The sequence below is a fragment of the Rhizobium sp. USDA 3886 genome (assembly GCF_056279785.1).
On the sequence record NZ_JBWCDC010000001.1, the window covers coordinates 2,306,866 to 2,332,881 of the forward strand.

General features: G+C 59.9%; 23 protein-coding genes, 1 tRNA gene and 2 pseudogenes. 7 read left to right on the forward strand and 19 right to left on the reverse strand.

The window, feature by feature from the left end:
* Window positions 1–51 precede the first annotated feature (51 nt).
* The 7 genes and pseudogenes from ACZ9BX_RS11885 to ACZ9BX_RS11915 form a co-directional block, all read right to left on the reverse strand.
* Window positions 52–1,647 carry an ABC transporter substrate-binding protein gene (locus tag ACZ9BX_RS11885; RefSeq protein ID WP_476218065.1) on the reverse strand — a complete coding sequence of 532 codons (1,596 nt, stop codon included), beginning with the start codon at window positions 1,645–1,647 and terminating at the stop codon, window positions 52–54.
* A complete protein-coding gene (locus ACZ9BX_RS11890; protein ID WP_476218067.1) occupies window positions 1,644–1,949 on the reverse strand; it encodes a hypothetical protein in 306 nt (101 codons plus the stop codon). Before ACZ9BX_RS11890 ends, ACZ9BX_RS11885 begins: the two co-directional genes overlap by 4 nt.
* 40 nt (window positions 1,950–1,989) lie before the next feature.
* Complete coding sequence (gene rirA / locus ACZ9BX_RS11895) at window positions 1,990–2,466, reverse strand: iron-responsive transcriptional regulator RirA (RefSeq protein ID WP_476218069.1); 477 nt, start codon at window positions 2,464–2,466, stop codon at window positions 1,990–1,992.
* A 128-nt stretch (window positions 2,467–2,594) separates the two neighbouring features.
* Window positions 2,595–2,816, reverse strand: a complete 222-nt coding sequence (locus tag ACZ9BX_RS11900) for a M48 family metalloprotease (RefSeq protein ID WP_476218071.1) — start codon at window positions 2,814–2,816, stop codon at window positions 2,595–2,597.
* 14 nt (window positions 2,817–2,830) lie between these two features.
* Complete coding sequence (locus ACZ9BX_RS11905) at window positions 2,831–3,241, reverse strand: M48 family metalloprotease (protein WP_476218073.1); 411 nt, start codon at window positions 3,239–3,241, stop codon at window positions 2,831–2,833.
* Between the two features lie 137 nt (window positions 3,242–3,378).
* Window positions 3,379–3,504: pseudogene (locus ACZ9BX_RS11910) on the reverse strand (DUF898 family protein); the annotation flags it as partial.
* A gap of 177 nt (window positions 3,505–3,681) precedes the next feature.
* Window positions 3,682–5,178, reverse strand: coding sequence for a CoA-acylating methylmalonate-semialdehyde dehydrogenase (locus tag ACZ9BX_RS11915; RefSeq protein WP_476218075.1), 1,497 nt, complete (start codon window positions 5,176–5,178; stop codon window positions 3,682–3,684).
* 199 nt (window positions 5,179–5,377) lie between these two features.
* Here ACZ9BX_RS11915 and ACZ9BX_RS11920 point away from each other — a divergent pair, with 199 nt between their 5' ends.
* The gene (locus tag ACZ9BX_RS11920; protein ID WP_476218077.1) at window positions 5,378–5,710 is read left to right on the forward strand and encodes a putative quinol monooxygenase; all 333 of its coding nucleotides are present in this window, start codon (window positions 5,378–5,380) and stop codon (window positions 5,708–5,710) included.
* 32 nt (window positions 5,711–5,742) lie between these two features.
* Window positions 5,743–6,624: a LysR family transcriptional regulator gene (locus ACZ9BX_RS11925; protein WP_476218079.1), complete on the forward strand. Its 882-nt coding sequence runs from the start codon at window positions 5,743–5,745 to the stop codon at window positions 6,622–6,624.
* Here the strand turns inward: ACZ9BX_RS11925 and ACZ9BX_RS11930 are convergent.
* From ACZ9BX_RS11930 to ACZ9BX_RS11950, 5 genes are all read right to left on the reverse strand, one after another.
* Window positions 6,585–6,785, reverse strand: coding sequence for a hypothetical protein (locus ACZ9BX_RS11930; RefSeq protein WP_476218081.1), 201 nt, complete (start codon window positions 6,783–6,785; stop codon window positions 6,585–6,587). The two genes, ACZ9BX_RS11925 and ACZ9BX_RS11930, sit on opposite strands and share 40 nt — an antisense overlap.
* Before the next feature lie 25 nt (window positions 6,786–6,810).
* On the reverse strand, window positions 6,811–7,245 hold the full coding sequence (locus ACZ9BX_RS11935; RefSeq protein ID WP_476218083.1) for a DUF4174 domain-containing protein: 435 nt from the start codon (window positions 7,243–7,245) through the stop codon (window positions 6,811–6,813).
* Between the two features lie 135 nt (window positions 7,246–7,380).
* The gene (locus tag ACZ9BX_RS11940) at window positions 7,381–7,626 is read right to left on the reverse strand and encodes a helix-turn-helix domain-containing protein (protein WP_027509938.1); all 246 of its coding nucleotides are present in this window, start codon (window positions 7,624–7,626) and stop codon (window positions 7,381–7,383) included.
* Between the two features lie 194 nt (window positions 7,627–7,820).
* Window positions 7,821–7,897 (reverse strand) — tRNA-His (locus tag ACZ9BX_RS11945).
* Between the two features lie 130 nt (window positions 7,898–8,027).
* Window positions 8,028–8,477, reverse strand: coding sequence for a phasin (locus ACZ9BX_RS11950; protein WP_027509937.1), 450 nt, complete (start codon window positions 8,475–8,477; stop codon window positions 8,028–8,030).
* Between the two features lie 214 nt (window positions 8,478–8,691).
* On the opposite strand from ACZ9BX_RS11950, the pseudogene ACZ9BX_RS11955 reads away from it, so the two are divergent.
* Window positions 8,692–12,208 (forward strand): annotated as a pseudogene (locus tag ACZ9BX_RS11955) (ATP-binding protein).
* A gap of 226 nt (window positions 12,209–12,434) precedes the next feature.
* On the opposite strand, the gene ACZ9BX_RS11960 reads toward ACZ9BX_RS11955, so the two are convergent.
* The gene (locus ACZ9BX_RS11960) at window positions 12,435–14,387 is read right to left on the reverse strand and encodes an acetoacetate--CoA ligase (protein WP_476218086.1); all 1,953 of its coding nucleotides are present in this window, start codon (window positions 14,385–14,387) and stop codon (window positions 12,435–12,437) included.
* A gap of 162 nt (window positions 14,388–14,549) precedes the next feature.
* Between ACZ9BX_RS11960 and ACZ9BX_RS11965 the strand changes: the two genes are divergently transcribed.
* Window positions 14,550–16,439, forward strand: coding sequence for an AsmA family protein (locus ACZ9BX_RS11965; RefSeq protein WP_476218088.1), 1,890 nt, complete (start codon window positions 14,550–14,552; stop codon window positions 16,437–16,439).
* A 1-nt stretch (window position 16,440) separates the two neighbouring features.
* Here the strand turns inward: ACZ9BX_RS11965 and ACZ9BX_RS11970 are convergent, their stop codons facing one another.
* The 5 genes from ACZ9BX_RS11970 to ACZ9BX_RS11990 form a co-directional block, all read right to left on the reverse strand.
* Window positions 16,441–17,259, reverse strand: a complete 819-nt coding sequence (locus ACZ9BX_RS11970; protein WP_476218090.1) for an ABC transporter permease — start codon at window positions 17,257–17,259, stop codon at window positions 16,441–16,443.
* A 3-nt stretch (window positions 17,260–17,262) separates the two neighbouring features.
* Window positions 17,263–18,174, reverse strand: coding sequence for an ABC transporter permease subunit (locus ACZ9BX_RS11975; protein ID WP_476218092.1), 912 nt, complete (start codon window positions 18,172–18,174; stop codon window positions 17,263–17,265).
* Window positions 18,175–18,177: 3 nt separating this feature from the next.
* Window positions 18,178–19,320: an ABC transporter ATP-binding protein gene (locus ACZ9BX_RS11980; protein WP_476218094.1), complete on the reverse strand. Its 1,143-nt coding sequence runs from the start codon at window positions 19,318–19,320 to the stop codon at window positions 18,178–18,180.
* Window positions 19,321–19,415: 95 nt separating this feature from the next.
* On the reverse strand, window positions 19,416–20,513 hold the full coding sequence (locus ACZ9BX_RS11985; protein WP_027509930.1) for a polyamine ABC transporter substrate-binding protein: 1,098 nt from the start codon (window positions 20,511–20,513) through the stop codon (window positions 19,416–19,418).
* A gap of 139 nt (window positions 20,514–20,652) precedes the next feature.
* Window positions 20,653–22,065: a helix-turn-helix domain-containing protein gene (locus ACZ9BX_RS11990; protein ID WP_476218096.1), complete on the reverse strand. Its 1,413-nt coding sequence runs from the start codon at window positions 22,063–22,065 to the stop codon at window positions 20,653–20,655.
* A gap of 185 nt (window positions 22,066–22,250) precedes the next feature.
* On the opposite strand from ACZ9BX_RS11990, the gene aceA reads away from it, so the two are divergent.
* From aceA to ACZ9BX_RS12005, 3 genes are all read left to right on the forward strand, one after another.
* Window positions 22,251–23,540, forward strand: a complete 1,290-nt coding sequence (aceA, locus tag ACZ9BX_RS11995) for an isocitrate lyase (RefSeq protein ID WP_476218097.1) — start codon at window positions 22,251–22,253, stop codon at window positions 23,538–23,540.
* 22 nt (window positions 23,541–23,562) lie between these two features.
* Window positions 23,563–23,799, forward strand: a complete 237-nt coding sequence (locus ACZ9BX_RS12000; RefSeq protein WP_027509927.1) for an SMc00767 family acetate metabolism repressor — start codon at window positions 23,563–23,565, stop codon at window positions 23,797–23,799.
* Between the two features lie 105 nt (window positions 23,800–23,904).
* Complete coding sequence (locus ACZ9BX_RS12005) at window positions 23,905–24,996, forward strand: helix-turn-helix transcriptional regulator (protein WP_476218100.1); 1,092 nt, start codon at window positions 23,905–23,907, stop codon at window positions 24,994–24,996.
* Between the two features lie 2 nt (window positions 24,997–24,998).
* On the opposite strand, the gene ACZ9BX_RS12010 is transcribed toward ACZ9BX_RS12005, so the two are convergent.
* Window positions 24,999–25,868 carry a LysR family transcriptional regulator gene (locus ACZ9BX_RS12010; protein ID WP_476218102.1) on the reverse strand — a complete coding sequence of 290 codons (870 nt, stop codon included), beginning with the start codon at window positions 25,866–25,868 and terminating at the stop codon, window positions 24,999–25,001.
* Between the last annotated feature and the right edge of the window lie 148 nt (window positions 25,869–26,016).

Below are 26,016 nucleotides of genomic sequence, written 5' to 3' on the forward strand. Positions count from 1 at the left end.
CCTGACCGCCGGCCAGCCCGGTTTTCACCGGGCATTCTTGCATAGTTCTTGTTATTCGGAAATGTCGACGCCGTCGAAGCGGTGGTAGCCGAGCGGATCCTGCACGAAGCCGGAAACCTTCTTGCTGACGGGGATGAAGACGAGCGAGTGATCGAGCGTTGCCCAGGGAGCTTCCTTCTTAAAGATCAGCTGAGCCTGTTCGTAGAACTTGGTGCGCTCTGCAACGTCGGCCGTCGTCTTGGCCTTGATCATCAGATCGTCGAATTCCTTGTTGCACCACTGCGCACGGTTGTTACCGCCGACAGCATCGCAACCAAGCAGGGTGTGCATGAAGTTGTCCGGATCGCCGTTGTCGCCGGTCCAGCCGAGGATGACGGCACCGTCACGGTCCTTGGCGGACGAGAGCTTCAGGTATTCGGCCCATTCATGGGTGACGATCTCGACCTCGACGCCGATCTTCGCAAGGTCAGCCTGCATCAGTTCAGCCGCGCGGCGGGCGTTCAACATGTACGGACGCGAGACGGGCATCGCCCAGAGCTTCATCTTGAGATCCTTGACGCCGGCATCGGCAAGCATCTTCTTTGCCGCATCCGGATCATACTTGTCGTCTTCGACGGCATCGTTGTACGACCACATCGTCGGCGGGATCGGGTTCTTGGCAACCGCTGCAGCGCCCTGGAAGACGGCATCGATGATCGCCTGTTTGTTGATCGCCATGTTGAGAGCCTTGCGGACTTCAACCTTGTCGAACGGCGGGACCAGCGTGTTGTAGGCGACGTAGGAAACGTTGAGGCCGGCCTCTTCAAGCACGGTCAGGTTCTCGTCCTTTTTCAGTTCGGCGACATCTGCAGCATTCGGGTACGGCATGATGTGGCATTCGCCGGCCTTCAGCTTCTGCGCGCGGACGGCAGCGTCGGAGGTGATCGCGAAAACGAGATCATCAACCTTTTCCTTGCCCTTGAAGTAGCTCTCGTTGGCCTTGTAGCGGATGACGGCATCCGGCTGGTAGGCGACGAAGGTGAACGGACCGGTGCCGAGCGGCATCTGGTTCATCTGGTTCATCTTGCCGTCGGCGGCGAGCTTGTCGGCATATTCCTTCGACAGGATCGACGCAAAGTCCATGGCAAGATCGGCCATGAAGGGTGCTTCAGAGTGCGTCAGCGTGAACTTGACCGTCAGGTCATCGACCTTCTCGATGGACTTGATGAGCTCCGGGAAGCCCATGCCGGCGGCGTATTCATAAGAACCGCCCTCGACATACTTGTTCCACGGATTGTCGGCCTTTAGCTGGCGCTCGAAGGAGAAGATGACGTCGTCGGCGTTGAGATCGCGCGTCGGCGTGAAGAATTCAGTGGTCTGGAACTTGACGCCCGGCCGCAGCTTGAAGGTGTAAACCATACCATCGTCGGAAACGGTCCAGCTTTCGGCGAGACCCGGCTCGATCTCGGTGCTGCCGTGCTTGAATTCGACGAGGCGGTTGTAGACCGTGCGCGAGGTCGCATCGAAGGTCGTGCCTGCGGTGTAGAGGCCCGGATCGAAGCCTTCCGGCGAACCTTCAGAGCAATAGACAAGGGTTTTTGACCAGGCCGACGTCGCCATGACCGAAGCCAGGGCCGTCGCTGCCAGCAGGACGGAGAGCTTTTTCATAATTTTGTTTCCCAGGTTTGTTCTTTTTTGATCTTTGGAGATCGAGCACAAATATTCCCGATCAGCGGGCCGATGGAACGATATTTATTTGCTGAAAGCAACGGTATCCGCAGAAAATTTTTCCAGTCGGACAACTTTAGAAATTTTCCGTCAAAAATCGGCCTCATTTGGAAATAATCGGGCGAATGAGGCCGAACTTTTGTCGCTTTTGGTATAATTTCGCGCTTTTTGGATACACAAAAAGCCTCTCCGCATTCAATTCGGCAGGCCGAAAACGCAAGAACCGCAGTTGCATGCTGCAACTGCGGTTCTTGCGTATATTCGACTATTACGTGCCGGAGGTTAAGCAGCCGGAACGCTAATTGCGGGCTTGCGGTAATCCTCACCGGTCAGACCGAGGAGGAAATTGATCTGCGGCCGCGCCCTCACCAGATCGTCGATCGAATATTCGGCCAGCACGTCGAAGAAGGCGTTGAGCGCTTTGCGAAGCGCCGAGTTCAGACCGCAGCTGTCGACCAGCGGGCATTCGGCTGCGCTGTCTTCAAAGCATTCGGCCATCGCAAAGCTGTCTTCGGTGACTTTGACGACGTCGAAAAGGCTGATCTCCTTCGCCGGTTTGCCAAGTCGGACGCCACCGTTGCGGCCTCGAACGGTTTCGACAAGGCCCGCTTTGTTCAGCGGCTGGAGAATCTTGAACAGGAAGAGTTCAGAAACCCCGTACGCCCTGGCAATTTCGGGAATCCGGCTCAGACGCCCTTCATTGGCAGCGCAATACATCAACATGCGAACCGCATAGTTGGTCTGCTTCGTCAATCGCATGCCGTTCTCCTGAATCGCGTGGGCTCAATGCCCGTATGGAAGCTATATAGTGGCTTTCCTAGTTTTGAACAATTCCAAAATATGAAATTTGCATTCACGTTTGCGCCGCTGGCCGCTGCCGTCCGATTTCAGTCGGCGTCTGCGGCGTATTTCGGGATGGCTTCTTTCCTGTCAGGCGTACCAGGATGCGTGGAAAGCATTCTGGTTTTGGAGTGGTCACCGAGCATCGTCTCGATCGTATCGAAAAAGCGCGCGATCGCGGCCGGGTCCATGCCGGAATTCCTCATGAGATCGAGGGACCGGCGATCGGCTTCGCCTTCGGCGGATCGCGAGTAGGAAAGCGCCAGCAATCCGCCCCCTTGGGTCAGTGCCTGATCCGACGTCGCCAGGGATCAGCATCACCAGACCCGCGACGCGATAGGTTTGGCACAGGCTGTGGCTTGTGCTCGATATGGCCGATCTCATGGGCAAAAACGGCAGCAGTCATTTCAGTGTCGCCGCCTGCCAATTCCACGGGTTCGTCCGTGATGACGATATTGCCGTCCGGAAGCGCAAAGGCATTCGGGCCAATCCGGCCCCCGGAGCGGAGGTTGAGCTTGCAGCCCTTGACGCCACCCTCCGCACCGGCTGCCACGCGCTCGAACCGCTCGAGGATATCTTGCCGGCGATCCGCAGACCGGCGGCTCGGCGAAAAGGCGGTATTGTCGAGAGCGTTGATGGCACCGGATGAAATCAGCTGCGGCGGAGGCGTAATGAGGACTACAACCTCGACCATTGCCGGAAGCGCATAGCGATAGATATTGAATGCCAGCAGAACAACGCCGAGGGTAAATAGAAGGATGCGCGGATGAAACTTTTGCAGGTGATAGGCGCGGCTGACGGCCTTCCCTCCCCAGGCCGAACCTTCGCCTAGGCGGAATAAATACCCAGCGTGACGATCGTGAGAAGCACGTTCACGATCCAGATGCCGAAATACTCCGAAGCGCTGCCCGTGAATTTCGCGTGTTGAAACGGATTTGCCGGCGTGTCCGCCAGCATCTGGTTCTTAAAAAGCACCCGCTGTTTTCCTACCCCTTCGCCGACCTATGCGGCGTCTGCACGAAAACTCGCCACTCTTCCTCAAGTTGAGAAGCACGCGTCAACAAATTTAACAACTTAACATCGTAAAATTGGGGGCGGTGTGGCCCCCAATCGGTATTAATCTGCTCTTCGATCCTACTTCATCGTCGGCATGACGAATTCAGCGCCGTCCTTGACGCCTGACGGCCAGCGGGCGGTGACGGTCTTGGTCTTGGTCCAGAACTTGATCGAGTCCGTGCCGTGCTGGTTGAGGTCACCGAAGCTCGAGGCCTTCCAGCCGCCGAAGGAGTGGTAGGCAAGCGGAACCGGGATCGGGACGTTGATGCCGATCATGCCGATGTTGATACGCGAAGCGAAGTCGCGGGCGGCATCGCCGTCGCGGGTATAGATCGCAACGCCGTTGCCGTACTCGTGCTTCATCGGCAACGACAGGGCTTCTTCGTAGTTATGAGCGCGGACGACAGAAAGCACAGGTCCGAAGATTTCGGTCTTGTAGATGTCCATGTCCGGCGTGACGTGGTCGAACAGCGAGCCGCCGACAAAATAGCCGTCTTCGTAACCCTGCAGCTTGAAGCCGCGGCCGTCGACGACGAGTTTCGCCCCCTGCTCGACGCCGCGATCGATCAGGCTGTTGACGCGGGCATAGGCTTCCTTGGTGACAAGCGGCCCCATGTCGGCCTTCTCATCGGTGTAGGGGCCGATGCGCAGCGACTCGATCTTCGGTGTCAGCTTCTCGACGAGGCGGTTTGCGGTTTCCTCGCCGACCGGAACGGCAACCGAGATCGCCATGCAGCGCTCGCCCGCCGAACCATAGCCTGCGCCCATCAACGCGTTGACGGCTTGGTCCATGTCGGCATCCGGCATGATGATCATGTGGTTCTTGGCGCCGCCGAAGCACTGGGCACGCTTGCCGTTCATGGCGGCCGTACCATAGACATAACGGGCGATCGGCGTGGAACCGACGAAGGTGACGGCGCCGATATCCGGGTCCGTCAGGATCGCATCGACGGCGGCCTTGTCGCCGTTGACGACGTTCAGGATGCCTGCCGGAAGTCCGGCTTCGATCATCAGTTCGGCAAGACGCAGCGGAACGGACGGATCACGTTCGGAGGGCTTGAGGATGAAGGCGTTGCCGCAAGCAATTGCGGGGGCAAACATCCACATCGGGATCATGGCCGGGAAGTTGAACGGAGTGATGCCGGCGCCGATGCCGACGGCCTGGCGGATGGAGTACATGTCGATCGCCGGGCCTGCGCCTTCGGTGAATTCGCCCTTCTGCAGATGCGGAATGCCGCAGACGAATTCACAGACTTCAAGACCGCGGACGATATCGCCCTTGGAGTCTTCGACGGTCTTGCCATGCTCCTTGGAGAGCAGTTCGGCAAGCTCGTCCATATGCTTGTTCAGGAGTTCCACGAACTTGAAGAAAACGCGGGCGCGACGCTGCGGATTGGTTGCGGCCCACTTCGGCTGCGCCGCCTTGGCATTTTCGACCGCGGCGCGGATTTCCTCGACGCTTGCGAGCGCCACGGTTGCCTGAACTTCGCCAGTGGCCGGATTGTAGACGTTGCTGCTGCGGCCGCTTTTGCCCGCAACATGCTTGCCGCCAATGAAATGACCGATCTCGTACATGGATGTGCCTCCTCTTGAATTCCCTTGATAGCGCCACAATCGCACTTCAATTTGCACAAATCAATGCACTGCGATAAGCAACCGTTGTGCAAAAATCGAAGCCCCAACGTGCGAGCACTCCTCCAGCAGGCCTTCTCCAAGGCGCAACCCTGGACAGCCGCGCGCAAGAGGCTGAACTCAAGAGGAGGGTCGTCCATCGATGAGCGGCAAACGTGTCGTGAGAATGGCGGAACTGGAGATAGACCCCGCCCAGCTCGATGCCTATCGTGCGCTCCTGGCTGAAGAAATCGAGGCGTCGGTCGCGTCCGAACGAGGCGTGCTGACCTTATACGCGGTCTCGATCAAGGATCGTCCAGAAAAAATCTGCATCTTCGAAGTCTATGCCAGCCAAGAGGACTACGAAGCGCATCTCCAGACGCCGCATTTCCTCAGGTACAAGACGTCGACCGCCCACATGGTCACGTCGCTGTCACTCATTGATGTCGATCCCATCATTCTGCGCGGTAAGACCGGCAATCATTTGGCGACGTAGGTTCGGGACTCGGGCAGCAAGGACTTAAGGACATGAACTGGGACGACGTCCGCATCTTCCTCGCCGTAGCCAGAACGGGGCAGATCCTTGCCGCCTCCAAGCGGCTGGGGCTCAACCACGCCACCCTCTCGCGGCGCGTGACGTCGCTCGAGGGGGCACTGAAGTCTCGGCTCTTCACCCGCCGCACCAATGGCTGCGAGCTGACTGCCGAAGGCGAAGTGTTCCTCGCCTCGGCAGAGCGGATGGAGACGGAGATGCTCGCCGCGCAGGCTAACCTCGGTCGCACCGACACGGCTATCGCCGGCACGGTCCGGGTCGGGGCGCCGGACGGCTTCGGCGTTTCCTTTTTGGCCCCGCGTATCGGACGGCTGATCGAGCGTCATCCGGAGCTGAAAATCCAGTTGGTGCCAGTGCCGCGCTCCTTCTCACTATCGCAACGCGAGGCGGACATCGCCATCACGCTGGAACGGCCCGAACAGGGTCGCCTCGTATCCTCGAAGCTGACCGACTATACGCTCGGGCTCTATGCCTCGCGCCGCTACGCTGAACTCAACGGCTTGCCCGACAACAACGAGGCGCTCAAGCAGCATCGCCGCATCGGTTATGTGGAGGACCTGCTCTTTTCTCAATCGCTGAATTTCACCGGCGAGGTCATGCGCAACTGGAGCGCTGGCTTTGAGATCTCCTCGGCGACCGGCCAGACGGAGGCAGTGCGCTCCGGGGCTGGTGTCGGCATCCTGCACGACTACATCGCCCGGCAGTATGACGAACTGGTTCGTATCCTGCCCGACGTCTCGATCCGGCGCGCCTACTGGACGACTTATCACGAGAGCGCCCGCGATCTGGTGCGCGTGCGCACTGTCGCCGACTTTCTTCAGGAAGTGGTCGGCGCAGAACGGCAGATATTCCTCTGACCGCCGGCCTGCTTTGGAGGCTCTTCGTTTTCGTCCGGATTGGGATTGGGCGTCTCGTCCGGCAGGCGATCGGGATCGGGCTCCTTGACGGGCGGCTCCGGTTTCCAGCCAGGTCCGGGCATCGGCGGCTGATCGGGAATAGGTTCGTTGGGAACGGACATCCTGCTCCTTCCGTCTTCTATTTGCTTATTTGTCGGGTTTCAGGGATTCGGCCGCACGCATCGGCATGCTGTCGATGATGGCAAGGAGTTCGCCGTTGCTCACCGGCTCGCTCACCTTGAGTTTCACCGTTCCATCCTTGCCGACCAAAACAGCTCCGAATTCGCCGGCCTCGGGAGCATCGAGCTCCTTTCGAAGCGCCTTCTCGTTCAGATTGCCGCCTCCGCCGAAGATCGGCTTGACCGTGCTGCCGGAAACCTTGAGAACGACCATATCGCGCTCCTCCAGGCCGGTGCGATCGGCAAGTAGCTGGTTTTCCTGGCGGGCGGCGCGGCTGTTGTCCTTGTCGGCGAAAATGACCAGAACCCGGCTCTTCCATCGAAACTGTTCGAGGCTAGCGACCGCCTGGGCGCCGCCCGTCTCCTCGACCTTGGTCGCACCGTAAAGAAAGGTTTTCGGCATCCTCATTCTCCCGTCCGTCTGTAGAACGGCCGGAGGGATGGGCAGGTTCCATCATTTCGGATGGCATGGCGCAAAGCCACACGAAAAAAGCCGGTCAAAATCTGACCGGCTTTTTAGTTCGTTCACATTGTCATCTTACATAGGAACGAAGTCGGACGGCGGAACCTGCAGGGCGGCAGCAATGCGCCGCAGCTTTGCGGGATCGGCATTTTCCCCATTTTCGATTTCGATGATTTCATTGGTGACGAGGCCACAGGTGACCGCTAGGTCATCGACGCTGTAGCCTACGGCTTCGCGCGCTTTCCTGACCTCGGCGGCAACGTTGATCGCTGAAACCACCGTCGCTTTGGATCCATCCAGATTCTTGAGAGAAATGGACATTAAAGTCTCCTTCTAAAAGCACTCTTGATGTAACCCCCGGCGCAAAATGACACTCCCGCTCACATTTTGCAACGCAATATAACACAAAGTTTACCTGCGTTGCCGGGAGTAGATAGGCGGCACATGCCGGAGGGCAATGGTCAGCAAACGATAAGCCGAATGGCTCGATATGCTGAATTCGTTTTTGAGAGGAATGGTACGGTTGGGGGGGATCGAACCTCCGACCTCAGGTGCCACAAACCTGCGCTCTAACCAACTGAGCTACAACCGCACAAATCGCGCCCGGCGCGACGGGGGTCACATACGAGGACTTGGAAATTAATTCAAGCCCTATCTCCCCTCAATGTACAAAAAGGCCGGACATACGGTCCAGCCTTTTGTTTTGTTGCACCGGTCGCGGATCAGGCAACCTTGAAGGAGGCCATGACCTTTTCGGCAGCTTCCTTGGTGGGCTTTGCGAGCTTTTCAGCGACCTGCTTGGAGGTTTCCTGCATCGACTTCGCCTGCTCAACGGTCAGTTCCGCCTGCTTGCGCAGGAAAGCGGTCTGAAGTTCGACGAGCTCTGCAATCGACTTCACGCCGAGCAGCGCTTCCATGTGCGACAGCGAATTTTCAGCGTTTATGCGGAGCGCGTCAATCGCCTTCAGGCCGATTTCGACAGTGCCGGCCTGCGCGGTCTGAACCGTGGCTTCGAGGGTCTTGCCGGCATCTTCGCCAGCGGCCTTCATCTTTGCATAGGCTTCACGCGACTGCTGGGCGCCTTTTTCCGTGAAGTCACGGAAGGATTCAGCGAACTTGGACGGGTCGAAAGAGGACATTGAAAAAACGTCGTCGATCTTTATGTTAGCCATCGAATTAAGCTCCTTGGGTTCAGGCGGATAACGCCTGCGTAGTTTGGATGCATCTTATATAGGCAAGTTTATTGTGCATTGCAACATAATTTGTGCGCCGCACAACGAATTAACCTTTCCGCCCGAAATCCGCCCCCCAAGCTGGACCCGTTTCCGGCGCATCGTTATTAATAGACTGTTAACTTGAAGAGGCCGAAAGGGACAAGGTTCCGACATGCCCGCAGTCCAGTACCCGTTCATCGACATCGCCGTGCATCAGCGGGTGCGGGAACGCTTTTCGCGCGGCGAAGCGTTATTGCTTTTCTCGGCCGACCTTTCCCGTCTGCTCTGGGCCAACGGCGCCGGCGCGGAACTCTTCGGCCAGACGGCGGTCTATGATCTTCTCGATCAGGGCGTGAACCGCGCCGACATCACCTTCCGTCAGATCGAGACCACGGCCCGCCAACTCGCCGCGGTCGGCGACAGCAGGAACCTGATGATCCGGATTGCCAAAGGCTTCCAGCGGGCGCCGGCGCAGGCAACAGCCGAACTGATTGGGCTCTCCTCCGGCGAGCGCGCCATTCTGTTCTCGGTCCCCGTTTCCTCAAAGCCGCTTTCCGCCGCGGAGTCCGCAGCGCGAATGCTTGAGGGGCTCGACGATCCCGATACGCACATGGCCGTGATCGGCGCGGAAGGCGAAGTCATTGCCTCCTCGCCCGGCTTTGCGTCGCTCGGCATCACCCAACAGACGGCGAAGACGCTGACAGGTCTGGCAGGCACCCATCCCGACCGGCTCGTCAAGCGGCCGGTCGCCACCGGCAAGGGTTACCTGCCCGCTGCCGTCGGTAAGCTCAGCGACGAACCGGCGCTCAATCTTCTCTTCGCCGTCGAAACCGTGCTCGGCCATCTCGACCCGATCGACGCGGCAGCGCCGGAAGAACCGTTATCCACAGCCGCCGTTAACCATATCGATGAGCCGAGGGGCGCGAAATTCGCCGACGCGCTCGATGCTGTTGCGGACATCGAGGATGTGGAAGAGGCGCTTGAGAGTGTCGACGGCGAGGAAGCCGAGAGTGCAACGGAAGCTGCGGATGAGCCAGTCACCGACCATGAGGAGCAGCAGGAGCTTATCTTATCCGAGCCGGAACGACCTCCTGCAGACTATACGGCGGAGCTGGAGACCGAGACGGAACCCGCCTCAGCGCTGATCGAGGCCGAGCCTGCCGAAAACAATCCAGGGCATGGAACCGAGCCCGGCGGCGAAGACAGGGCTGAGGGCAAGCCTGTATCCGAGGGCTTTAAGTTCAAGCCGAACAGCCGGGCGACGCGCTTTGTCTGGAAGATCGATGCTGACGGCCACTTCAGCGAAGTGTCGGGCGAATTCGCAGATGCCGTCGGTCCGCACGCCGCCAATATTATCGGCGCGGCCTTCTCTGACATTTCGGCGCTCTTCAATCTCGATCCCGAAGGGAAGATCGTCGACGCACTCGAACGCCGGGACACATGGTCCGGCAAGACAATCCATTGGCCGATCGAGGGAACGAGCCTGATTGTTCCGGTCGATCTCGCCGCGCTGCCTACCTATACGCGCAACCGGGAATTCGACGGTTTCCGCGGCTTCGGTGTTGTCCGGCTTTCCGACACGACCGAGGATCCGCTGGCGCTCGGCCTGACCCTCGGCCCAGATGCCGCCGGCCGCGACGCGACCAGCCTCGACCAGCCGCCGGAAAAATCTGCGGAAGAGGCTGCGCCAGAGGCATCTGACGTGCAGCCTCAGCCGGAAGCCCCGGCAGCCGCACTTGAGCCCGAGGCAGCCTCCGAAGCCGAGCCTCGCGAAGAGCGGCCAGCCCTGCGTGTCGTGGAAACGCCGAGTCGGCGGCTGACGGACAAGATCATTCAACTCCATGGCGCGGGTCCGACGCTGAGCGCGGCAGAGCAGGCAAACTTCCGCGAGATCGCCAAGCGGCTGGAAGCTTTCGGCGTTCGCGACGAGGAGCCCGCGCCTGCAGAGGGCGCGGCTGCTACTGGACCGGTGGAGCCTGCCGAAGGCGAACCGGACGAGCAGATCTTCGAGAGTGCGATTGCCGCCGAAGAACCGGCCGATGCGGCGGAATCTGCTGACGAAGGTGATGACGCGGCTCAGCCGTCCGAGCTGGACGAGGATGATGCCACCGAAGGCCTGCACGAAACCTTCAGCCCGATCGAAGTGCTGCACAGCGCCATTCCGCCGCGGGTGAAGATGACGGACGGGCTATCGGCCAACACCATCGACCAGTTGCCGGTTGCCGTGCTGGTCCATGCCGGCGATGCGCTGATCCATGCCAATCCCGAATTCATGCGCCTGACCGGCTATGCGTCTCTTGAGGATCTCAGCGATGTCGGCGGGATCGACGCGCTGCTGCAGCGCCGCGACCTGGACGAAAAAGCCGGACGCCCGGGCGCAATGATGCTCGTTACCGCCGACGACGCACTTATGCCGGTTACCGCCCGCCTGCAATCGATCCGCTGGGAAGAATCCAGCGCACTCATGCTTGCTCTGATGCCGGTCGAAGGCAGCGACGTGGCGCCGGCCCAGAACGAAGAGGCACGCCTGGACAGCCGCTCCGACCGCATGGTCGAGAAGGTTGCCAAGCTGCAGATCGAGGTGGAAGAGCTTCGCTCCATCCTGGAGACGGCGACGGACGGCGTGGTCGTCATCGGCGCCGAGGGCGACATCCGTTCGATGAACCGCTCGGCGAGCGCGCTTTTCAACTACGATGAGGAAGAGACACGCGGCAAGCCCTTCGTGATGCTCTTCGCGCATGAGAGCCAGAAGGCGGTGCTCGACTATCTGAACGGCCTTTCCGGCCATGGCGTCGCCAGCGTTCTGAACGACGGGCGCGAAGTGATCGGGCGTGAGTCATCCGGCGGCTTCGTGCCGCTGTTCATGACTATGGGCCGGCTGACCTCCTCCAGCGGTTATTGCGCCGTCATCCGCGACATCACGCAGTGGAAGCGCACCGAGGACGAGCTTCGCAATGCCAAGGGCGCCGCTGAAACGGCGAACGCCCACAAGACGGATTTCCTGGCGCGTATCAGCCACGAAATCCGCACGCCGCTCAACGCCATCATCGGCTTCTCGGACATGATGGCGAGCGAGCGCTTCGGGCCGATCGGCCATCCGCGCTACATCGAATATGCAAACGACATCGGCCGCTCCGGCCGCCATGTGCTCGATATCGTCAACGACCTGCTCGATATCTCGAAGATCGAAGCGGGCGAGATGGATCTCGATTTCGCATCCGTCGGCCTCAACGAGGCGATTTCGGAAGCCGTGGCACTGGTCCAGCCGCAGGCGAACGGCCAGCGCGTCATCATCCGCACGGCGCTGTCGCAGTCGGTTCCGAATGTCGTTGCCGATCTCCGTTCGATCAAGCAGATCGCCCTCAACATCCTTTCAAACGCCATCCGCTTCACCCCGTCGGGCGGCCAGATCGTCGTATCGACGTCGTATGAAGCCAGTGGCAGCGTCGTGCTGCGCGTGCGCGATACCGGCATCGGCATGACGCGCAGTGAACTCGACCAGGCGATGAAACCGTTCCGGCAGGTTTCCGCGCAGTCGCGCCACCGCGGCGACGGCACGGGTCTCGGCCTACCGCTGACCAAAGCGATGGTGGATGCAAACCGGGCGATCTTCTCGATCAATTCGGGCGCCGAACGAGGGCACGCTTGTGGAGGTCACCTTCCCGTCGCAGCGCGTGCTGGCAGGCTGAATCAAAAAAGGCAGCCGAGAAAGGCTGCCTGGAATTTGGTGCTGTTCAACAAGACCTTAGTCGATCAACATCATGTTTCGGGGAGCCCGGTTGGCCCCAAGCTGCGTTGTTCATTTGCAGCCCTAAGTTACCTTTACCTTTGACAAACCTTTCTTAATAAAAGGTTTCCTGGCCGATGAAGCTATAAACCGTGAAAGCTTGTAGTTTTCACTGCATTTGATTGAAGTCAGAAGCGCAATTCCTCGAGCCCGACGAACAGGTCGAGCGCCTCGGGATTGGCGAGCGCCTCCTTGTTCTTCACCGGCCGGCCATGCACGACCTCGCGCACCGCCAGCTCGACGATCTTGCCGGATTTGGTGCGCGGAATATCAGGGACCGCGATGATCTTCGCCGGCACATGGCGCGGCGAGGCGCCGGTGCGGATGCGGCTCTTGATGGCTTTGACGAGTTCGTCCGTCAAGGCTGCACCCGGCGCGAGGCGAACGAAAAGCACCACGCGCACATCGTCCTCCCAATCCTGGCCGATGCAGAGCGCTTCGGCCACTTCCTCCATTTGCTCGACCTGATTGTAGATCTCGGCGGTGCCGATACGCACACCGCCGGGGTTCAGCGTCGCGTCGGAGCGGCCATGAATGACGAGACCGCCATGCTCGGTCCATTCGGCAAAATCGCCATGACACCAGATATTGTCGAAGCGCTCGAAATAGGCCGCCTTGTATTTCGCGCCGTCCGGATCGTTCCAGAAGCCGGCCGGCATCGACGGGAAGGCCTTGGTGCAGACCAGTTCACCCTTCTGTTGGCGGACGGGCTTGCCTTCATCGTCCCATACGTCGACGGCAAGGCCGAGGCCCGCCCCCTGAATTTCGCCGCGCCAGACAGGCTGCAGCGGATTGCCGAGCACGAAACAGGAGACGATATCCGTGCCGCCCGAGATCGAGGCCAGCTGGATGTCTTCCTTGATGCCCTCGTAGACGAAGGTGAAGCCTTCGGGCGAAAGGGGCGATCCCGTGGATGTCATCAGACGCAGGCTCGAAAGATCGTGGGTGGTCCGCGGCGTCAGCCCGCCCTTGCGCACCGCATCGATATATTTTGCGGAGGTGCCGAAGACCGCGAATTTTTCAGCCTGCGCATAATCGAACAGCACATTGCCGTCCGGCGCGAAGGGCGAGCCGTCGAACAGGCAGAGCGTGACGCCGGTGGCAAGGCCGCTCATCAGCCAATTCCACATCATCCAGCCGCATGTGGTGAAATAGAAGAGCTTTTCGCCCCGCTTCAAACCGCAATGCAGCACATGCTCCTTCAGATGCTGCAGCAGCGTGCCGCCGGCGGAATGAACGATGCATTTTGGCACGCCGGTGGTGCCGGAGGAGAAGAGAATATAAAGCGGATGCGCAAAAGGAAGTCGCACGAACTCGACGGCTTTGGGCTGGTACGGCCTAATGAATTCTTCCAGCGTCTTTGCTTTGGGCGTTTCGCCCGCAACCGCTGCGGCATCGCCGGCATAGCGGACAACCACCGCCGGAGCGCCGAGGCTCTTTGCGACCGCAGCAACCTTCGCCTTTACGTCCTGCAGCTTGCCGCCATACCAATAGGCGTCGCAGGCAATGAATAGCTTGGGGCCGATTTGCCCGAAGCGGTCGAGGACACCCTGTTCGCCGAAATCCGGTGAACAGGAGGACCAGATGGCGCCGATCGAAGCGGCAGCCAGCATGCAGGCGACCGTTTCCGGCATGTTCGGCATCATCGCGGCGATGCGATCCCCCTCGCCGATACCAAGCGCGCGATAGGCCTGCTGCAGCCGTGATACGAGCGCGTGGAGCCGGTCCCACGACCAGCGATATTCGACTTTGTCCTCGCCGCGGAAGACGATTGCGTCAGCCGGCCCTTCGCTCGATAGCAGGTTCTCGGCGAAATTCAGTTTCGCATCAGGAAAGAAGCGAGCCTTGAGCATGAGATCGCCATCGGCGAGCGCTCGTGCGCCTTGCTCCCCCTTCACGCCACAGAATGCCCAAACCGAGGTCCAGAACTTTTCGCGCTCAGCGATCGACCAAGCGTGAAGGTCCGGATAGGTTTCGAGCTTCAGACCAAACTCGGCGTTGCAGCGCTGCATGAAGGCATGCATCGGGCTTGCTTCAATCGACTCTCTCGAAGGTACCCAAAGCGGCACTGTATCACTCATTTAATCTCCTCCCCTATTATTTGCTATATACCATGCTGCACCGCATTATAAAGTGTGCATCGCCCCGGACGCGGCTCTCCGGATTTGCATCTATCCGCCGTTTCATATATCCGGCGAAATCAGCACATAACGGATAAGCAGCTGAAAATACTGGCGGAGCTTATGGGTACGTCAAGACAACCAAAATGGCGGCGCAAGATGATACCCGTTTCCCGCTGGCTGCCCGGGTTTGCGCGGGTTGCAACTGGCCTCCTCCTTGTTGCCGCTATCGTTTTCGTGGCGCTGCGCGTCGCAGCCCCCTACCTCGTTTCAAGCGGGCTGGTGCGCTCCGGCATCGAGGACGTCGTGTCGAAATGGACCGGCTATCAGGCCGAAATCAAGGGCACGCCAGTCCTGGAATTCTGGCCGACGCCGCGCATCAGATTGAATGAGATCATCATCCGGCAGCCTGAAAGCAGCGGCAACAAGCTGCTCGGCACGATCGAGAGCCTTTCGGCCGATTTCAGCCTCGTCGATGCCATTCGCGGCCGTGCCAGCTTTCACGAGTTCCATCTGCTGCGCCCCAATCTTTCCCTTACGCGCGACCAACAGGGGCTGATCGACTGGACCTATGCGGGGCAGCTTGCGAAGGCGATCGACGGCGCGCGCCAGGAAGGCGGTACCGAAATCCTCGATCAAAGGCTCGACGCAACCATCGGTGCAATCACCGTCGAGGACGGCACGCTCAATGTCGCCGATCTTGCGAGCGGCAAGACCTATCATTTCGAAGGCGTAACCGCCGATATCACCTGGCCGCGGCTTTCAAGCCAGATGACGGCGGTGCTGATCGCGAGAACGAGCGGCGAAGACCTGAAGCTCGACTTCTCTTCCAACAGCCCGCTGCTGATTTTCGGCGGCAAGGTTGCTCAGATCAAAACCGCGCTCACCTCCAGGCTCATAACGGCAGAATTCACCGGTATTGGCGGTATCTCCAGCCTCGCCGGACTGTCCGGCAACACGGCGGTCAATATTCCGGACCTGCCAGCGCTATTGGCCTGGTCCGGCAAATCCATTCCGGGCATCGAGACGCTGAGATCGTTTTCGATCGAGAGCGATGTATTTTCCGCCGCCAATGGCCTGCGCTTCAATGAAGTCGCGCTTGGGCTCAACGATGCGAATGCAACCGGCGTCATGGACATTTCCGTTGGCACGAACGCGCGGGCAAAGCTCGGCGGCACGCTGGCCTTCGACCATATGAACCTCAAGCCCTTCTTCGACGCCTTTGCCCTTCGTCTGGCCGCTGGCGAGGCAGGCGCGCCGGAAGACGGCGGTCCGCTGCAGAAGCTTGATGTCGACCTCAGGCTTTCCGCCAAGGGAATGCAGCTTCCGCCTTTCCAGCTCTCCGATGTCGGGGCAAGCATCATCGTTTCCAGCAACGAGGCCAAATTCGATATCGGCGACAGCCAGTTCGAAGGCGGCGAAATGACGGCGCATCTCGAGGCAATGCGCGGGGACTTCGACGGCGGCGGCAAGCTGCGAGTTTCGATCCGCGGCGCCGATTTTGCGGGGTTGACCGAGCGGCTACAGTTGAAGGGTCCGCTACCGCTCGCGAACGGATCGCTCGACATTTCGCTGAAAACCAGCAAGCCAATCTGGACGGCAGGCGCTGCCGACGTGAGCGGACAGCTGACGTTCCGTGGCAACGCGGGCTCGATTGCCGGTCTTGACGCCGAAGCCATCCGAAGCCAGGCCGCGCTGCAGAAATTCTTCCCGCTGAGTGCCGTTTCGGGCCGGGCATTTGACTTCAACCGCATCGACATAACCGCTACCCTTGCGGATGGCTCGGCGGAGCTTCGCGGCGTCAGCGTTCAAGGCGCAGACGAGACGCTGACCCTTTCGGGCATCATCCCATATGAATCCAACGGACTGGCTCTTTCCGGATCGCTGCAGGCGACGGATGCCGCCAAAACGGCAGAATTGCCGCCTCTGCCGTTCTTCGTCGGCGGCTCTTGGCCGAATCCGGTGATTTCGCCGGTGCCGGTGATCGATCAGCAGGCTCCCGGCGTCCAGTGATTCAGGCGGCGTTCGCCGCCGTACGCTCATCGCGCTCCCGCTGCACCTCGCGGCGCTTGGTTACGATCGAGGCGCAGATGACGCCAACCGTCACGACGCCGATCAGGATCGTGCAGACCGCGTTGATTTCAGGGGTCACGCCAAGACGCACCTGGCTATAAATTCGCATCGGCAGGGTCGTGGCGCCCGGACCTGACGTAAAGCTCGCAATCACAAGGTCGTCAAGCGACAGCGTAAAGGCCAGAATCCAGCCAGAGAAGACGGCAGGCGCAATGATCGGCAGCGTCACCTCGAAGAAAGTCCGAACCGGCGGAGCGCCGAGGTCCTGCGCCGCTTCTTCGATCGAATGATCGAAACTCACCAAGCGCGACTGCACGACGACCGCCACGAAGCACATCGTCAGCGTCGTATGCGCCAGCGTGATCGTCCAAAAGCCACGGTCAAATCCGATCGCCACGAAGAGCAGGAGCAGCGAAAGACCGGTAATCACCTCCGGCATCACGAGCGGCGCGTAGACCATCCCTGAGAAAAGCATGCGGCCGCGAAAGCGCGGATAGCGCACGAGCGTGAGCGCCGCGAGCGTGCCGAGAACCGTCGCCAGCGTGGCGGAGAGCACGCCGACGCGCACCGTCACCCAGGCGGCATCGAGCAGCGCCTGATTATACAGCAACTGCGTGTACCATTTCGTCGAGAAACCGCCCCAGACGGTGACGAGTTTCGACTCGTTGAACGAGAAGATCACGAGCAGCACGATCGGCAGATAGAGGAAGGCAAAGCCGAGCGTGATCGAGACGATATTGAAGCGGGTCCATTGCAGCATGGCTTACCTCCCCTGCTCGTCGGCTTTGGCTTGCGCGTTCTGGAAGAAGACGATCGGGATTACCAGGATCAAAAGCAGGATCGTCGCCACCGCGGAGGAGACCGGCCAATCGCGGTTCGAATTGAACTCGCTCCAAAGCGTCTTACCGATCATCAGCGTCTGCGATCCGCCGAGCAAGTCGGGGATGACGAATTCGCCGACGGCCGGGATGAAAACCAGCATGCAGCCGGCGATAACACCGGGTAGCGACAGTCGGAACGTGACGCGCCAGAAGGCCGTGATCGGCGGGCAGCCGAGATCCTGCGCGGCCTCGACCAAGGTGCCGTCCATCTTCTCCAGCGAGGAATAGAGTGGCAGCACCATGAACGGCAGGTAGGAGTATATGATGCCGATATAGACCGCGATGTTGGTGTTCAGGATGATGAGCGGACTGTCGATGATGCCGCTGGCGAGCAGCACCTGGTTCAGCAAGCCTTCCGGCTTTAGGATCGCGATCCAGGCGTAGACGCGGATCAGGAAGCTCGTCCAGAACGGCAGGATAACGAGCATGAGCAGTGTCGGGCGGATGCTGCGCGGGGCCTGCGCCATGCCATAGGCGATCGGATAAGCGATGAGCAGTGTAAGAAAAGTCGAAACCCCGGCAATGACGACGCTCGAGACATAGGCGTTGAAATACAGCGGATCATCGATGAGATAGCTGTAATTGTCGAAGGACAAGGTCGATAGCTTGTCCCAGAAGCCGGCCCAGCCGTCGCCGGGCGAGAAGACGGGCATATAGGGCGGCATCGCGATCGCCGTCGTCGACATCGAGATGCGGAAGACGATGAAGAACGGCGCGAGGAAGAAGATGAGCAGCCAGGCATAGGGAATGATGATCACAAGGCGGCTGTAGATCGCGGAACCGAGCTTGCCCATGGATCAATCCCTCAGAAGCACGCCGGCATCATCGGCGAAGGAGATCCAGACTTCCTGATCGTATGTGAAGGGATCGTCGACCGCGCGCTGCGCGTTGAGCGAGGAAGCCTTCACGACCTTGCCGGTCTTCAGCTTGACGTGGAAGACCGTCATGTCGCCGAGGTAGCCGATGTCCCAGAGTTCACCGGAAGCCGCATTGACGGATGGGTTTGGCGGCGGATGACGGAGCACCTTCAGTTTTTCCGGACGGACCGCAAAGCCGGCGTTGCTGCCGTTTGCAGGCTTGTCAGATGTCGCGACCTTGATGGTAAAGCCGCCCTCGACTGCAATCTCGACCGTGCCGCCTTCGGCGGAGGTCACCTGGCCGTCGAAGATGTTCACATCGCCGATGAAATCCGCAACGAATCGCGAGTTCGGCGCCTCGTAGATTTCCGCCGGCGTCGCCACCTGGACGACCTTGCCGTGGCTCATAACGGCGATGCGATCCGCCATCGTCATCGCCTCTTCCTGGTCATGCGTCACGACGACGAAGGTGAGGCCGAGATTCTGCTGAAGATCCATGAGCTCGAACTGCGTTTCCTCGCGCAGCTTCTTATCGAGTGCGCCGAGCGGTTCGTCGAGCAGCAGCACTTTCGGACGCTTGGCGAGCGAGCGGGCGAGCGCCACGCGCTGACGCTGCCCGCCGGAAAGCTGGTTCGGTTTGCGGGAGGCGAACTGCTCCAGCTTCACCATCTTCAGCATCTGCAAAACGCGCTCGATAATCTCGTCCTTCGGCATGCCGTCCTGGCGAAGGCCGAAGGCGATGTTCTTCTCGACCGTCATGTGGGGGAAGAGCGCGTAGGACTGGAACATCATGTTGACGGGCCGCCTGTAGGGCGGGGTACCTGCCAGGTTCGTGCCATCGAGGATCACTTCGCCGGAAGTCGGCTGCTCGAAGCCCGCCAGCATGCGCAACAGTGTCGACTTGCCGCAACCCGATGCACCAAGCAATGCAAAGAACTCGCGATGATAGATATTCAGCGACAGATCATTCACGGCGGTAAAATCGCCGAACTTCTTCGTCACGTTCTTGAAGGAGATAAACGGTTTGGAAGCCGGATCGGCCCAAGGCGCGAAGGTGCGGCGAATATTGCCAAGTGACTTCATTTGGTTCCCCGAGACATGATTTGAGAACCGGCCCTCCCCACAGCCGGCAGCCGTCAAGAAAAGGCCCGGGCGTTTCCGTCCGGGCCTGAATTTCCTTATTGGCCGGTGACGACTTTCGTCCAGAGCCGGGTCGCGGTGCGCTGCGTTTTCGGCTCCCAGGGCGAGACCGTGAAGAGCTTCTTCATCACGTCTTCGGTCGGATAGATCGCCGGATCTTCGAGCACGTCCTTGCTGATGAACTGCTGGGAAGTCTTGTTGCCGTTGGCGTAGAAGACATAGTCGGTCGCCTTGGCGATGACCTCCGGCTTCATGATGTAGTTCAGAAACTCGTGTGCTTCGGCAGCATGCGGCGCATCAGCGGGGATCGCCATCATGTCAAACCACATCTGGGCGCCCTGAGACGGGATCGAGTAGTTGACCTCGACATTATTATTGGCTTCGGCAGCGCGGTCGCGGGCCTGCAGCATATCGCCGGAATAACCGAAGGCGATGCAGATGTCGCCGTTAGCGAGCGCATTGATATATTCAGACGAGTGGAACTTGCGGACGAAAGGACGGATGGAGGTCATCAAGTCCTCAGCTTTCTTGAAGTCATCCGCGCTGGTCGTGTTCGGATCGACGCCGAGATACTGGAAGGCAGCAGAAAGGACATCCTTCGGCGCATCGAGCAGATAGATGCCGCAATCCTTGAACTTCTCGGCAACCTTCGGATCGAAGATCACTTCGAGCCCCGGCGTGGCGTCAGGCCCGAGAATTTCGGCAACCTTTTTGACGTTGTAGCCGATGCCGTTCGTGCCCCACATGTAGTCGATGGCGTACTCGTTGCCCGGATCATACTGCGCCGTGCGCTGCTGGATCACATCCCACATGTTGGAAATGTTCGGCAGCTTCGACTTGTCGAGCTTCTGGAAAACGCCGGCCTGGATCTGGCGCTGCAGGAAGTCCGCGGTCGGCACGACGACGTCATAGCCGCTGCCCCCCGCAAGAAGCTTCGTCTCGAGCGTCTCGTTGGAATCGAAAGTGTCGTAGACAACCTTGATGCCGGTTTGCTTGGTGAAATCCTCGAGGATGGAACTGTCGATATAGTCCGACCAGTTATAGACGTTGACGACGCGCTCCTGCGCGAAGCCCGGCGCCGCAGCGAAAACGGCAACGACGGCCGTGGCCGCAAGTCTTGCGATTCTTGACCTCATATTATCTCCTGTCCGTTCTTATTATTGGCAATTGCAGGCATCACCCCGGACACCTTTTCCCTCTGGATTTTGGATTAGAGTAGAAAGGATTCTGTGAGGCGACAAGCGAAAAATCCTGCACTCTCAATGATTTCACCGATCACTGAAAATCGAAGGCACCGAGCCCCGCCACCATCTCATCTAAGCCAAGCGGGCGAGTGACAGGCGGCTCGGCACGCGCAAGACAGCCCTTCCTTTCGCAGAGGCGGCAGGCCGGCCCGATTGCCACCGGATGCGGGGTCGCAGAAAGGGCCTGGCCATATGTCGTGTTGTCTTTGAGCGCGATGTCGCAGCCGAGCAGAACTGCAGTACGCCGGACCCGTTCGCCAAAGGGCGCATGCGGCCCTTCGAGCGTCCGCGCTATGGTAAGATAAGCGGAGCCATCCGGCATCTCGGCAGCCTCGGCCAGAACCTGGCCCGGCTGGAGAAAGGCAGGATGGATGTTGAGCTTCGGACAGCCGCCGCCGAAGCGCGCATGCGGAAAACCTGCCGCTCCGCCCCGCCGCAGCCGATGGCCCGCGGTATCGATCTCCATGATAAAGAACGGAACGCCGGCGTTCGCCGGCCGCTGCAGCATCGTCAGCCGTGTCGCAGCCTGGCCGAACGAACAGCCGAAGCGAGCGCAGAGAATATCGATGTCGTAACGCGATGTCTTTGCTGCGGAGAGAAACGCGTCATAAGGCATCATCAGCGCAAGGGCTGCGTAACGCGCGAGCTCGAAGCGGGCAATGCGCCTCGCCTCCTGCGTCGAGAGGTTGAGTGTTTCCAGCTCTCGCATAATGGCTTCGCGAAGCGCGAGCGTCGCGACCTCGACGGCGACTTCCTGGATCTGATCGGAAGCCGCAAGGCGCTCCGAAATGAAAAGCCGCATCGAATGCCGGTCGAAGCGGCGGCGCAGATCGGGCATCACATGCACCGGCAGGATGCGGACGCTGATGCCGTGCTCCTTCTGCAACCAGCCCTTAAGGACCTGCGCGCGCTCACCCGCCGGCAGAGCGACGAAGAAAGCCTCAGCGGCCTCTTCAAGCGCGCCAAAATAGGCAGAACGGCGTTCCAGCACGTCGCGCACTTCATCTGCCGGCAGCCGCGCGCCGGCGGCCGGAGCCTGTCCGTCGCCAGCCATCAGGACCGTCAAGTCGGAGAGTCGCGCAGCCTGCTCGCGATAGGCGCGATAGAGCTTCACGACGCCGCTTGCAGCATTGGGTGCGGCTTCGGCGACTTCGATGAGTTCCTGGTCTCCGGGCAATTCGCCCGAAAGCAACGGATCGGCAAAGACTTCACGCAGTTGGGCGAGATTGTTTCCGGGCTCGCTCTGCAGTTCCTCCAGGTCGACCTTGTAGACCGACGCCAGCTTCAAGAGGAGTTGCACCGTCAATGGCCGCTGATTGCGCTCGATCAGGTTGAGGTAGGATGGCGAAATTCCCAATCCCTCGGCCATCGCCGTCTGGGTGATCGCCAAGCCGTTGCGAATGCGGCGAACTTTCGGACCGGCGAATATCTTCCGCTCGACCATTCGACACCTCCCGTATCGACATGAATTTACAAGCATTTACAGATTTACAAACTTGCTTTGTAAATGCTCCCGCAACCTAACCTCAATTTCTTCCCAAAAATCAAGCTTTCTCTGGCGGCTTCGAGGATTTTTGTAAATTATGTCACACAGCCGAATGAGGCACATTCATCGAGAAGGAGGAAATCGTGACAGAATTTGACAAGCTTATCCGCAATGCGCCGGCAGGCCGTTTCGACGGTATCGAGCGACCCTATTCGCCCGAGGACGTGAGGAGATTGCGAGGCTCCGTCGAACTCCGCTATTCGCTTGCCGAGATGGGGGCGAACCGGCTGTGGCAACTGCTGCGTGAGGACGATTTCGTCAATGCGCTCGGTGCACTTTCGGGCAATCAGGCAATGCAGATGGTCCGTGCCGGGCTGAAAGCGATCTACCTCTCCGGCTGGCAGGTCGCAGCCGATGCGAATACGGCTTCGGCGATGTATCCCGACCAATCGCTCTATCCCGCCAATGCTGGACCGGAGCTCGCCAAGCGGATCAACCGCACGCTTCAGCGCGCCGACCAGATCGAGATATCGGAAGATCGCGAACTTTCCGTCGAAACATGGTTTGCGCCAATCGTTGCCGATGCTGAAGCCGGCTTCGGCGGACCGCTCAATGCCTTCGAGATCATGAAGGCCTATATCGAGGCCGGCGCTGCCGGTGTCCACTTCGAGGATCAGCTAGCATCGGAAAAGAAGTGCGGGCACCTCGGCGGCAAGGTGCTGATCCCGACGGCGGCGCACATCCGCAATCTGAACGCGGCGCGGCTTGCCGCAGACGTGATGGGTGTTCCGACCCTCGTCATTGCCCGCACGGATGCGGAAGCGGCCAAGCTTCTGACCTCGGACATCGACGAGCGCGACCAGCCCTTCGTCGATTACGACACCGGCCGCACGGTCGAAGGCTTCTATCAGGTGCGCAATGGCCTCGATCCCTGCATCGCCCGTGCGGTTGCTTACGCGCCGCATTGCGATCTCATCTGGTGCGAAACCTCCAAGCCGGATCTGGAGCAGGCGCGGCGCTTTGCGGAGGGCGTGCACAAGGTCCATCCCGGCAAGCTGCTCGCCTACAACTGCTCGCCGTCGTTCAACTGGAAGAAAAACCTTGACGACGCGACGATCGCCAGGTTCCAGCGGGAGCTCGGCGCGATGGGCTACAAGTTCCAGTTCATCACGCTAGCCGGTTTCCACCAGCTGAACTTCGGCATGTACGAACTGGCACGCGGCTACAAGGACCGGCAGATGGCGGCCTATTCGGAACTGCAGCAGGCGGAGTTCGCCGCCGAGGCACAGGGCTACACCGCGACCAAGCACCAGCGCGAAGTGGGAACCGGCTATTTCGATGCCGTATCGCTCGCCATCACCGGCGGCAAGTCCTCGACCACTGCCATGAAGGAATCGACCGAACATGCACAATTCAAACCCGCAGCCGAGTAGCCACACCAAAGGAGAAAAGGCCATGGCTTCCATCGCACGTGTCCGCGAAAGAGCGGAAGAACAATCCTCCAGCATGAGCGCCGATCAGCAGACGATGATCCGCATGCTCGCAAACGATCTGCACAGGCTGAACCAGTCCGTCATGAAGGCCGTCGAGGCGGGGGTCTCGGTCGAGCTCGTGCGCTCCGCCCGCCACCATGGCGGAGACGGCAATTGGGGCGATCTCCTGATCCCTGTCATCGTCGCCAACAGGATGTAGGATAAAAGATGGCGGCGCCGCGGCGTCGCCATCTGCGTTATTCGACGTAATTGTCACTGTCACGAAAGGCGGGCATAATAAGCATCCGCTCATATGAGATGTCTGATGCCCGCCACGACGCATGCCAATCTCGAATCTCTCACTGACCTGGTCTACGGCGCATTGTTTGGCGAAACGGACTGGCAGGACTTCCTCGACACCCTCAACACGAGGATGCCCGATGCGAAGACGACGCTTTTTTATCACGACAGCGTCGCGGGTGCCGGTGCCTTTTCGCTATGCTCAGGTTTGGACGGTTCCAGTCTGGAAGACTACAACCGGTATTATTGCACCGTAAACCCGTGGATGCCGAAGGCAGCCGTCCGGCCGGTCGGCCTCGGCGTCATCGCGGACCAGATGCTGCCGCATGCCGAACTCGTCAAGACGGAATTCTACAACGAGTATCTGCGCAGCATCGGTTGTCGGAGCAGCGTCGGCGTGACGATTCTGCGCGAGAACAGCAGGTCCTTCAATCTCTCGACGCTGACATCGAGCACCGACACCGGCTTCAATCGCCTCAACGCCGATCTCCTGACACAACTCGCACCGCATTTGCAACGAGCCTTCGATTTCATGCGCAGGGAAAAAGCGAGCAATGAGACGGGCCGTTCGCTGTTCGACGCCATCGGTGTCGGCCTCGTCTATATCGGCGAAGGCTGCCAGATCCGGTCGATGAACCTTGCCGCGGAACAGATGTTCGCCGAAGATGCCGGGATCAGTGTCACGCCAACAGGACATCTCGTCTGCAGCGACCGGGATTTCCTCGGGCGTCTTACCTCCGCTTCACGCTACCGCGCCCCCGCCGCGGCAGAACCGTTCATCGCGAGATTCAGGTCTTCCTGCGCGTCGTTCAAATGCACGCTCGTGCGCCTCACGTCCGATTTGATGACCGAGTTCCTGCAGGGGCCGACGGCGGCACTCATCATCGAGCGCATGCCCGTGGCATGCCCGGAACTGAACGACCGTTTGTCCGCAAAGGAGCAACTGACCGCAGCCGAGCTGCGGATCGCCTCCTCCATCGCGGCAGGCCTTTCGCCGCGCGAGGCGGCCAGGCTGCATGGCATCAGCTACGAGACGGCCCGGACGCATCTGAAGAACATCTATTCCAAGCTCGGCGTGAACAGCCAGGTCGCGCTCGTGAGACGTCTGATGCCGTAGAATCAGCTGCGACTGGCGCGCTTTCCGGCGAACAGATCGGCATAGCTTTTCAGCAGCTTTGTCATACGGTCGGCGACGGTGCGGATTTCCGGGCGGTGGCGATCCTCGTTGTTCAGCACGATCCATTGCCGGTGGCGCAACTCCGTCAGTTCGCCGCCGAGCCGCTGCAGCTCCGGATCGAGATCACCCACGAAGCAGGGGAGCACCGCCTTTCCCGCACCGGCCCGGACGAGATCCGGCAGCGAACGCGGCCTGTTGACCGTCGCAACGACGGGCTCCGACGCCTGGCGGTGCGGCCAGCGGAGATAGGCGGAAATGGCATCATCCTCGGCGACCGCAATCCAGCGGTTTTCGACCTCGCCGGCATTGCGCCGGACATAGACGGCATAGGCGACTTCCCCCAAAAGCCGAGCAGCGAGATTGGATTCGTCCGGCTCGAAGGCGCGAATGCCGATATCGCTCTCGCGGTAGGCGAGATTGGCGCGCGCCTCGCCGATCGTCAGCGCGATGTTGAAACCGTCGGCAGGTATGCGGATCGCGGAGAAGTTTTCGGTCAGCATCCAGGCAACCCAGGTTCCGGCTGCGATCTTTACCGTTACGCCTCCTTCGCCTGCCTGGCGCCAGGCATCCACCTTCCGGGCAGCGGCTTCCATCTCCTGAAGGTGGTCGAGGAGGATCTGGCCATCGGCCGTCAGGCGGTAGCCGGTCTGGCTGCGGGCGAAAAGCATCCGCCCCGTTTCCTGCTCCAGCTCAAGCATGCGCCGTCCAATCGTGGCCGGGCTCAAGCCGGTCGCCGCGCTCGCACCGGTCAGCCCGCCGAGGCGCGCGACCTGCAAAAAAAGCTGATAGGAGTCCCATGCGGCGTTTTTCATTGATGAAAAACATAGCCGGATCTTCGATGTTTATGAAGCGATTTTTGATGTGTATTTGAAAGGATGTCTTTTAATGGAGGACATCACAATGATCGATCAGATCATGATTGCCAGTTTCCTCGGCCTTTCGCAGAGCTGCCAGCCCATC

What these genes read in the sequence shown, in the direction of transcription:
- ACZ9BX_RS11885 (WP_476218065.1), bottom strand. Translation starts at nt 1,647, where the DNA reads ATGAAAAAGCTCTCCGTCCTGCTGGCAGCGACGGCCCTGGCTTCGGTC.
- rirA (WP_476218069.1), bottom strand. Translation starts at nt 2,466, where the DNA reads ATGCGATTGACGAAGCAGACCAACTATGCGGTTCGCATGTTGATGTAT.
- ACZ9BX_RS11905 (WP_476218073.1), bottom strand. Translation starts at nt 3,241, where the DNA reads ATGGTCGAGGTTGTAGTCCTCATTACGCCTCCGCCGCAGCTGATTTCA.
- ACZ9BX_RS11915 (WP_476218075.1), bottom strand. Translation starts at nt 5,178, where the DNA reads ATGTACGAGATCGGTCATTTCATTGGCGGCAAGCATGTTGCGGGCAAA.
- ACZ9BX_RS11920 (WP_476218077.1), top strand. Translation starts at nt 5,378, where the DNA reads ATGAGCGGCAAACGTGTCGTGAGAATGGCGGAACTGGAGATAGACCCC.
- ACZ9BX_RS11925 (WP_476218079.1), top strand. Translation starts at nt 5,743, where the DNA reads ATGAACTGGGACGACGTCCGCATCTTCCTCGCCGTAGCCAGAACGGGG.
- ACZ9BX_RS11930 (WP_476218081.1), bottom strand. Translation starts at nt 6,785, where the DNA reads ATGTCCGTTCCCAACGAACCTATTCCCGATCAGCCGCCGATGCCCGGA.
- ACZ9BX_RS11935 (WP_476218083.1), bottom strand. Translation starts at nt 7,245, where the DNA reads ATGCCGAAAACCTTTCTTTACGGTGCGACCAAGGTCGAGGAGACGGGC.
- ACZ9BX_RS11940 (WP_027509938.1), bottom strand. Translation starts at nt 7,626, where the DNA reads ATGTCCATTTCTCTCAAGAATCTGGATGGATCCAAAGCGACGGTGGTT.
- ACZ9BX_RS11950 (WP_027509937.1), bottom strand. Translation starts at nt 8,477, where the DNA reads ATGGCTAACATAAAGATCGACGACGTTTTTTCAATGTCCTCTTTCGAC.
- ACZ9BX_RS11960 (WP_476218086.1), bottom strand. Translation starts at nt 14,387, where the DNA reads ATGAGTGATACAGTGCCGCTTTGGGTACCTTCGAGAGAGTCGATTGAA.
- ACZ9BX_RS11965 (WP_476218088.1), top strand. Translation starts at nt 14,550, where the DNA reads ATGGGTACGTCAAGACAACCAAAATGGCGGCGCAAGATGATACCCGTT.
- ACZ9BX_RS11970 (WP_476218090.1), bottom strand. Translation starts at nt 17,259, where the DNA reads ATGCTGCAATGGACCCGCTTCAATATCGTCTCGATCACGCTCGGCTTT.
- ACZ9BX_RS11975 (WP_476218092.1), bottom strand. Translation starts at nt 18,174, where the DNA reads ATGGGCAAGCTCGGTTCCGCGATCTACAGCCGCCTTGTGATCATCATT.
- ACZ9BX_RS11980 (WP_476218094.1), bottom strand. Translation starts at nt 19,320, where the DNA reads ATGAAGTCACTTGGCAATATTCGCCGCACCTTCGCGCCTTGGGCCGAT.
- ACZ9BX_RS11985 (WP_027509930.1), bottom strand. Translation starts at nt 20,513, where the DNA reads ATGAGGTCAAGAATCGCAAGACTTGCGGCCACGGCCGTCGTTGCCGTT.
- ACZ9BX_RS11990 (WP_476218096.1), bottom strand. Translation starts at nt 22,065, where the DNA reads ATGGTCGAGCGGAAGATATTCGCCGGTCCGAAAGTTCGCCGCATTCGC.
- ACZ9BX_RS12000 (WP_027509927.1), top strand. Translation starts at nt 23,563, where the DNA reads ATGGCTTCCATCGCACGTGTCCGCGAAAGAGCGGAAGAACAATCCTCC.
- ACZ9BX_RS12005 (WP_476218100.1), top strand. Translation starts at nt 23,905, where the DNA reads ATGCCCGCCACGACGCATGCCAATCTCGAATCTCTCACTGACCTGGTC.
- ACZ9BX_RS12010 (WP_476218102.1), bottom strand. Translation starts at nt 25,868, where the DNA reads ATGAAAAACGCCGCATGGGACTCCTATCAGCTTTTTTTGCAGGTCGCG.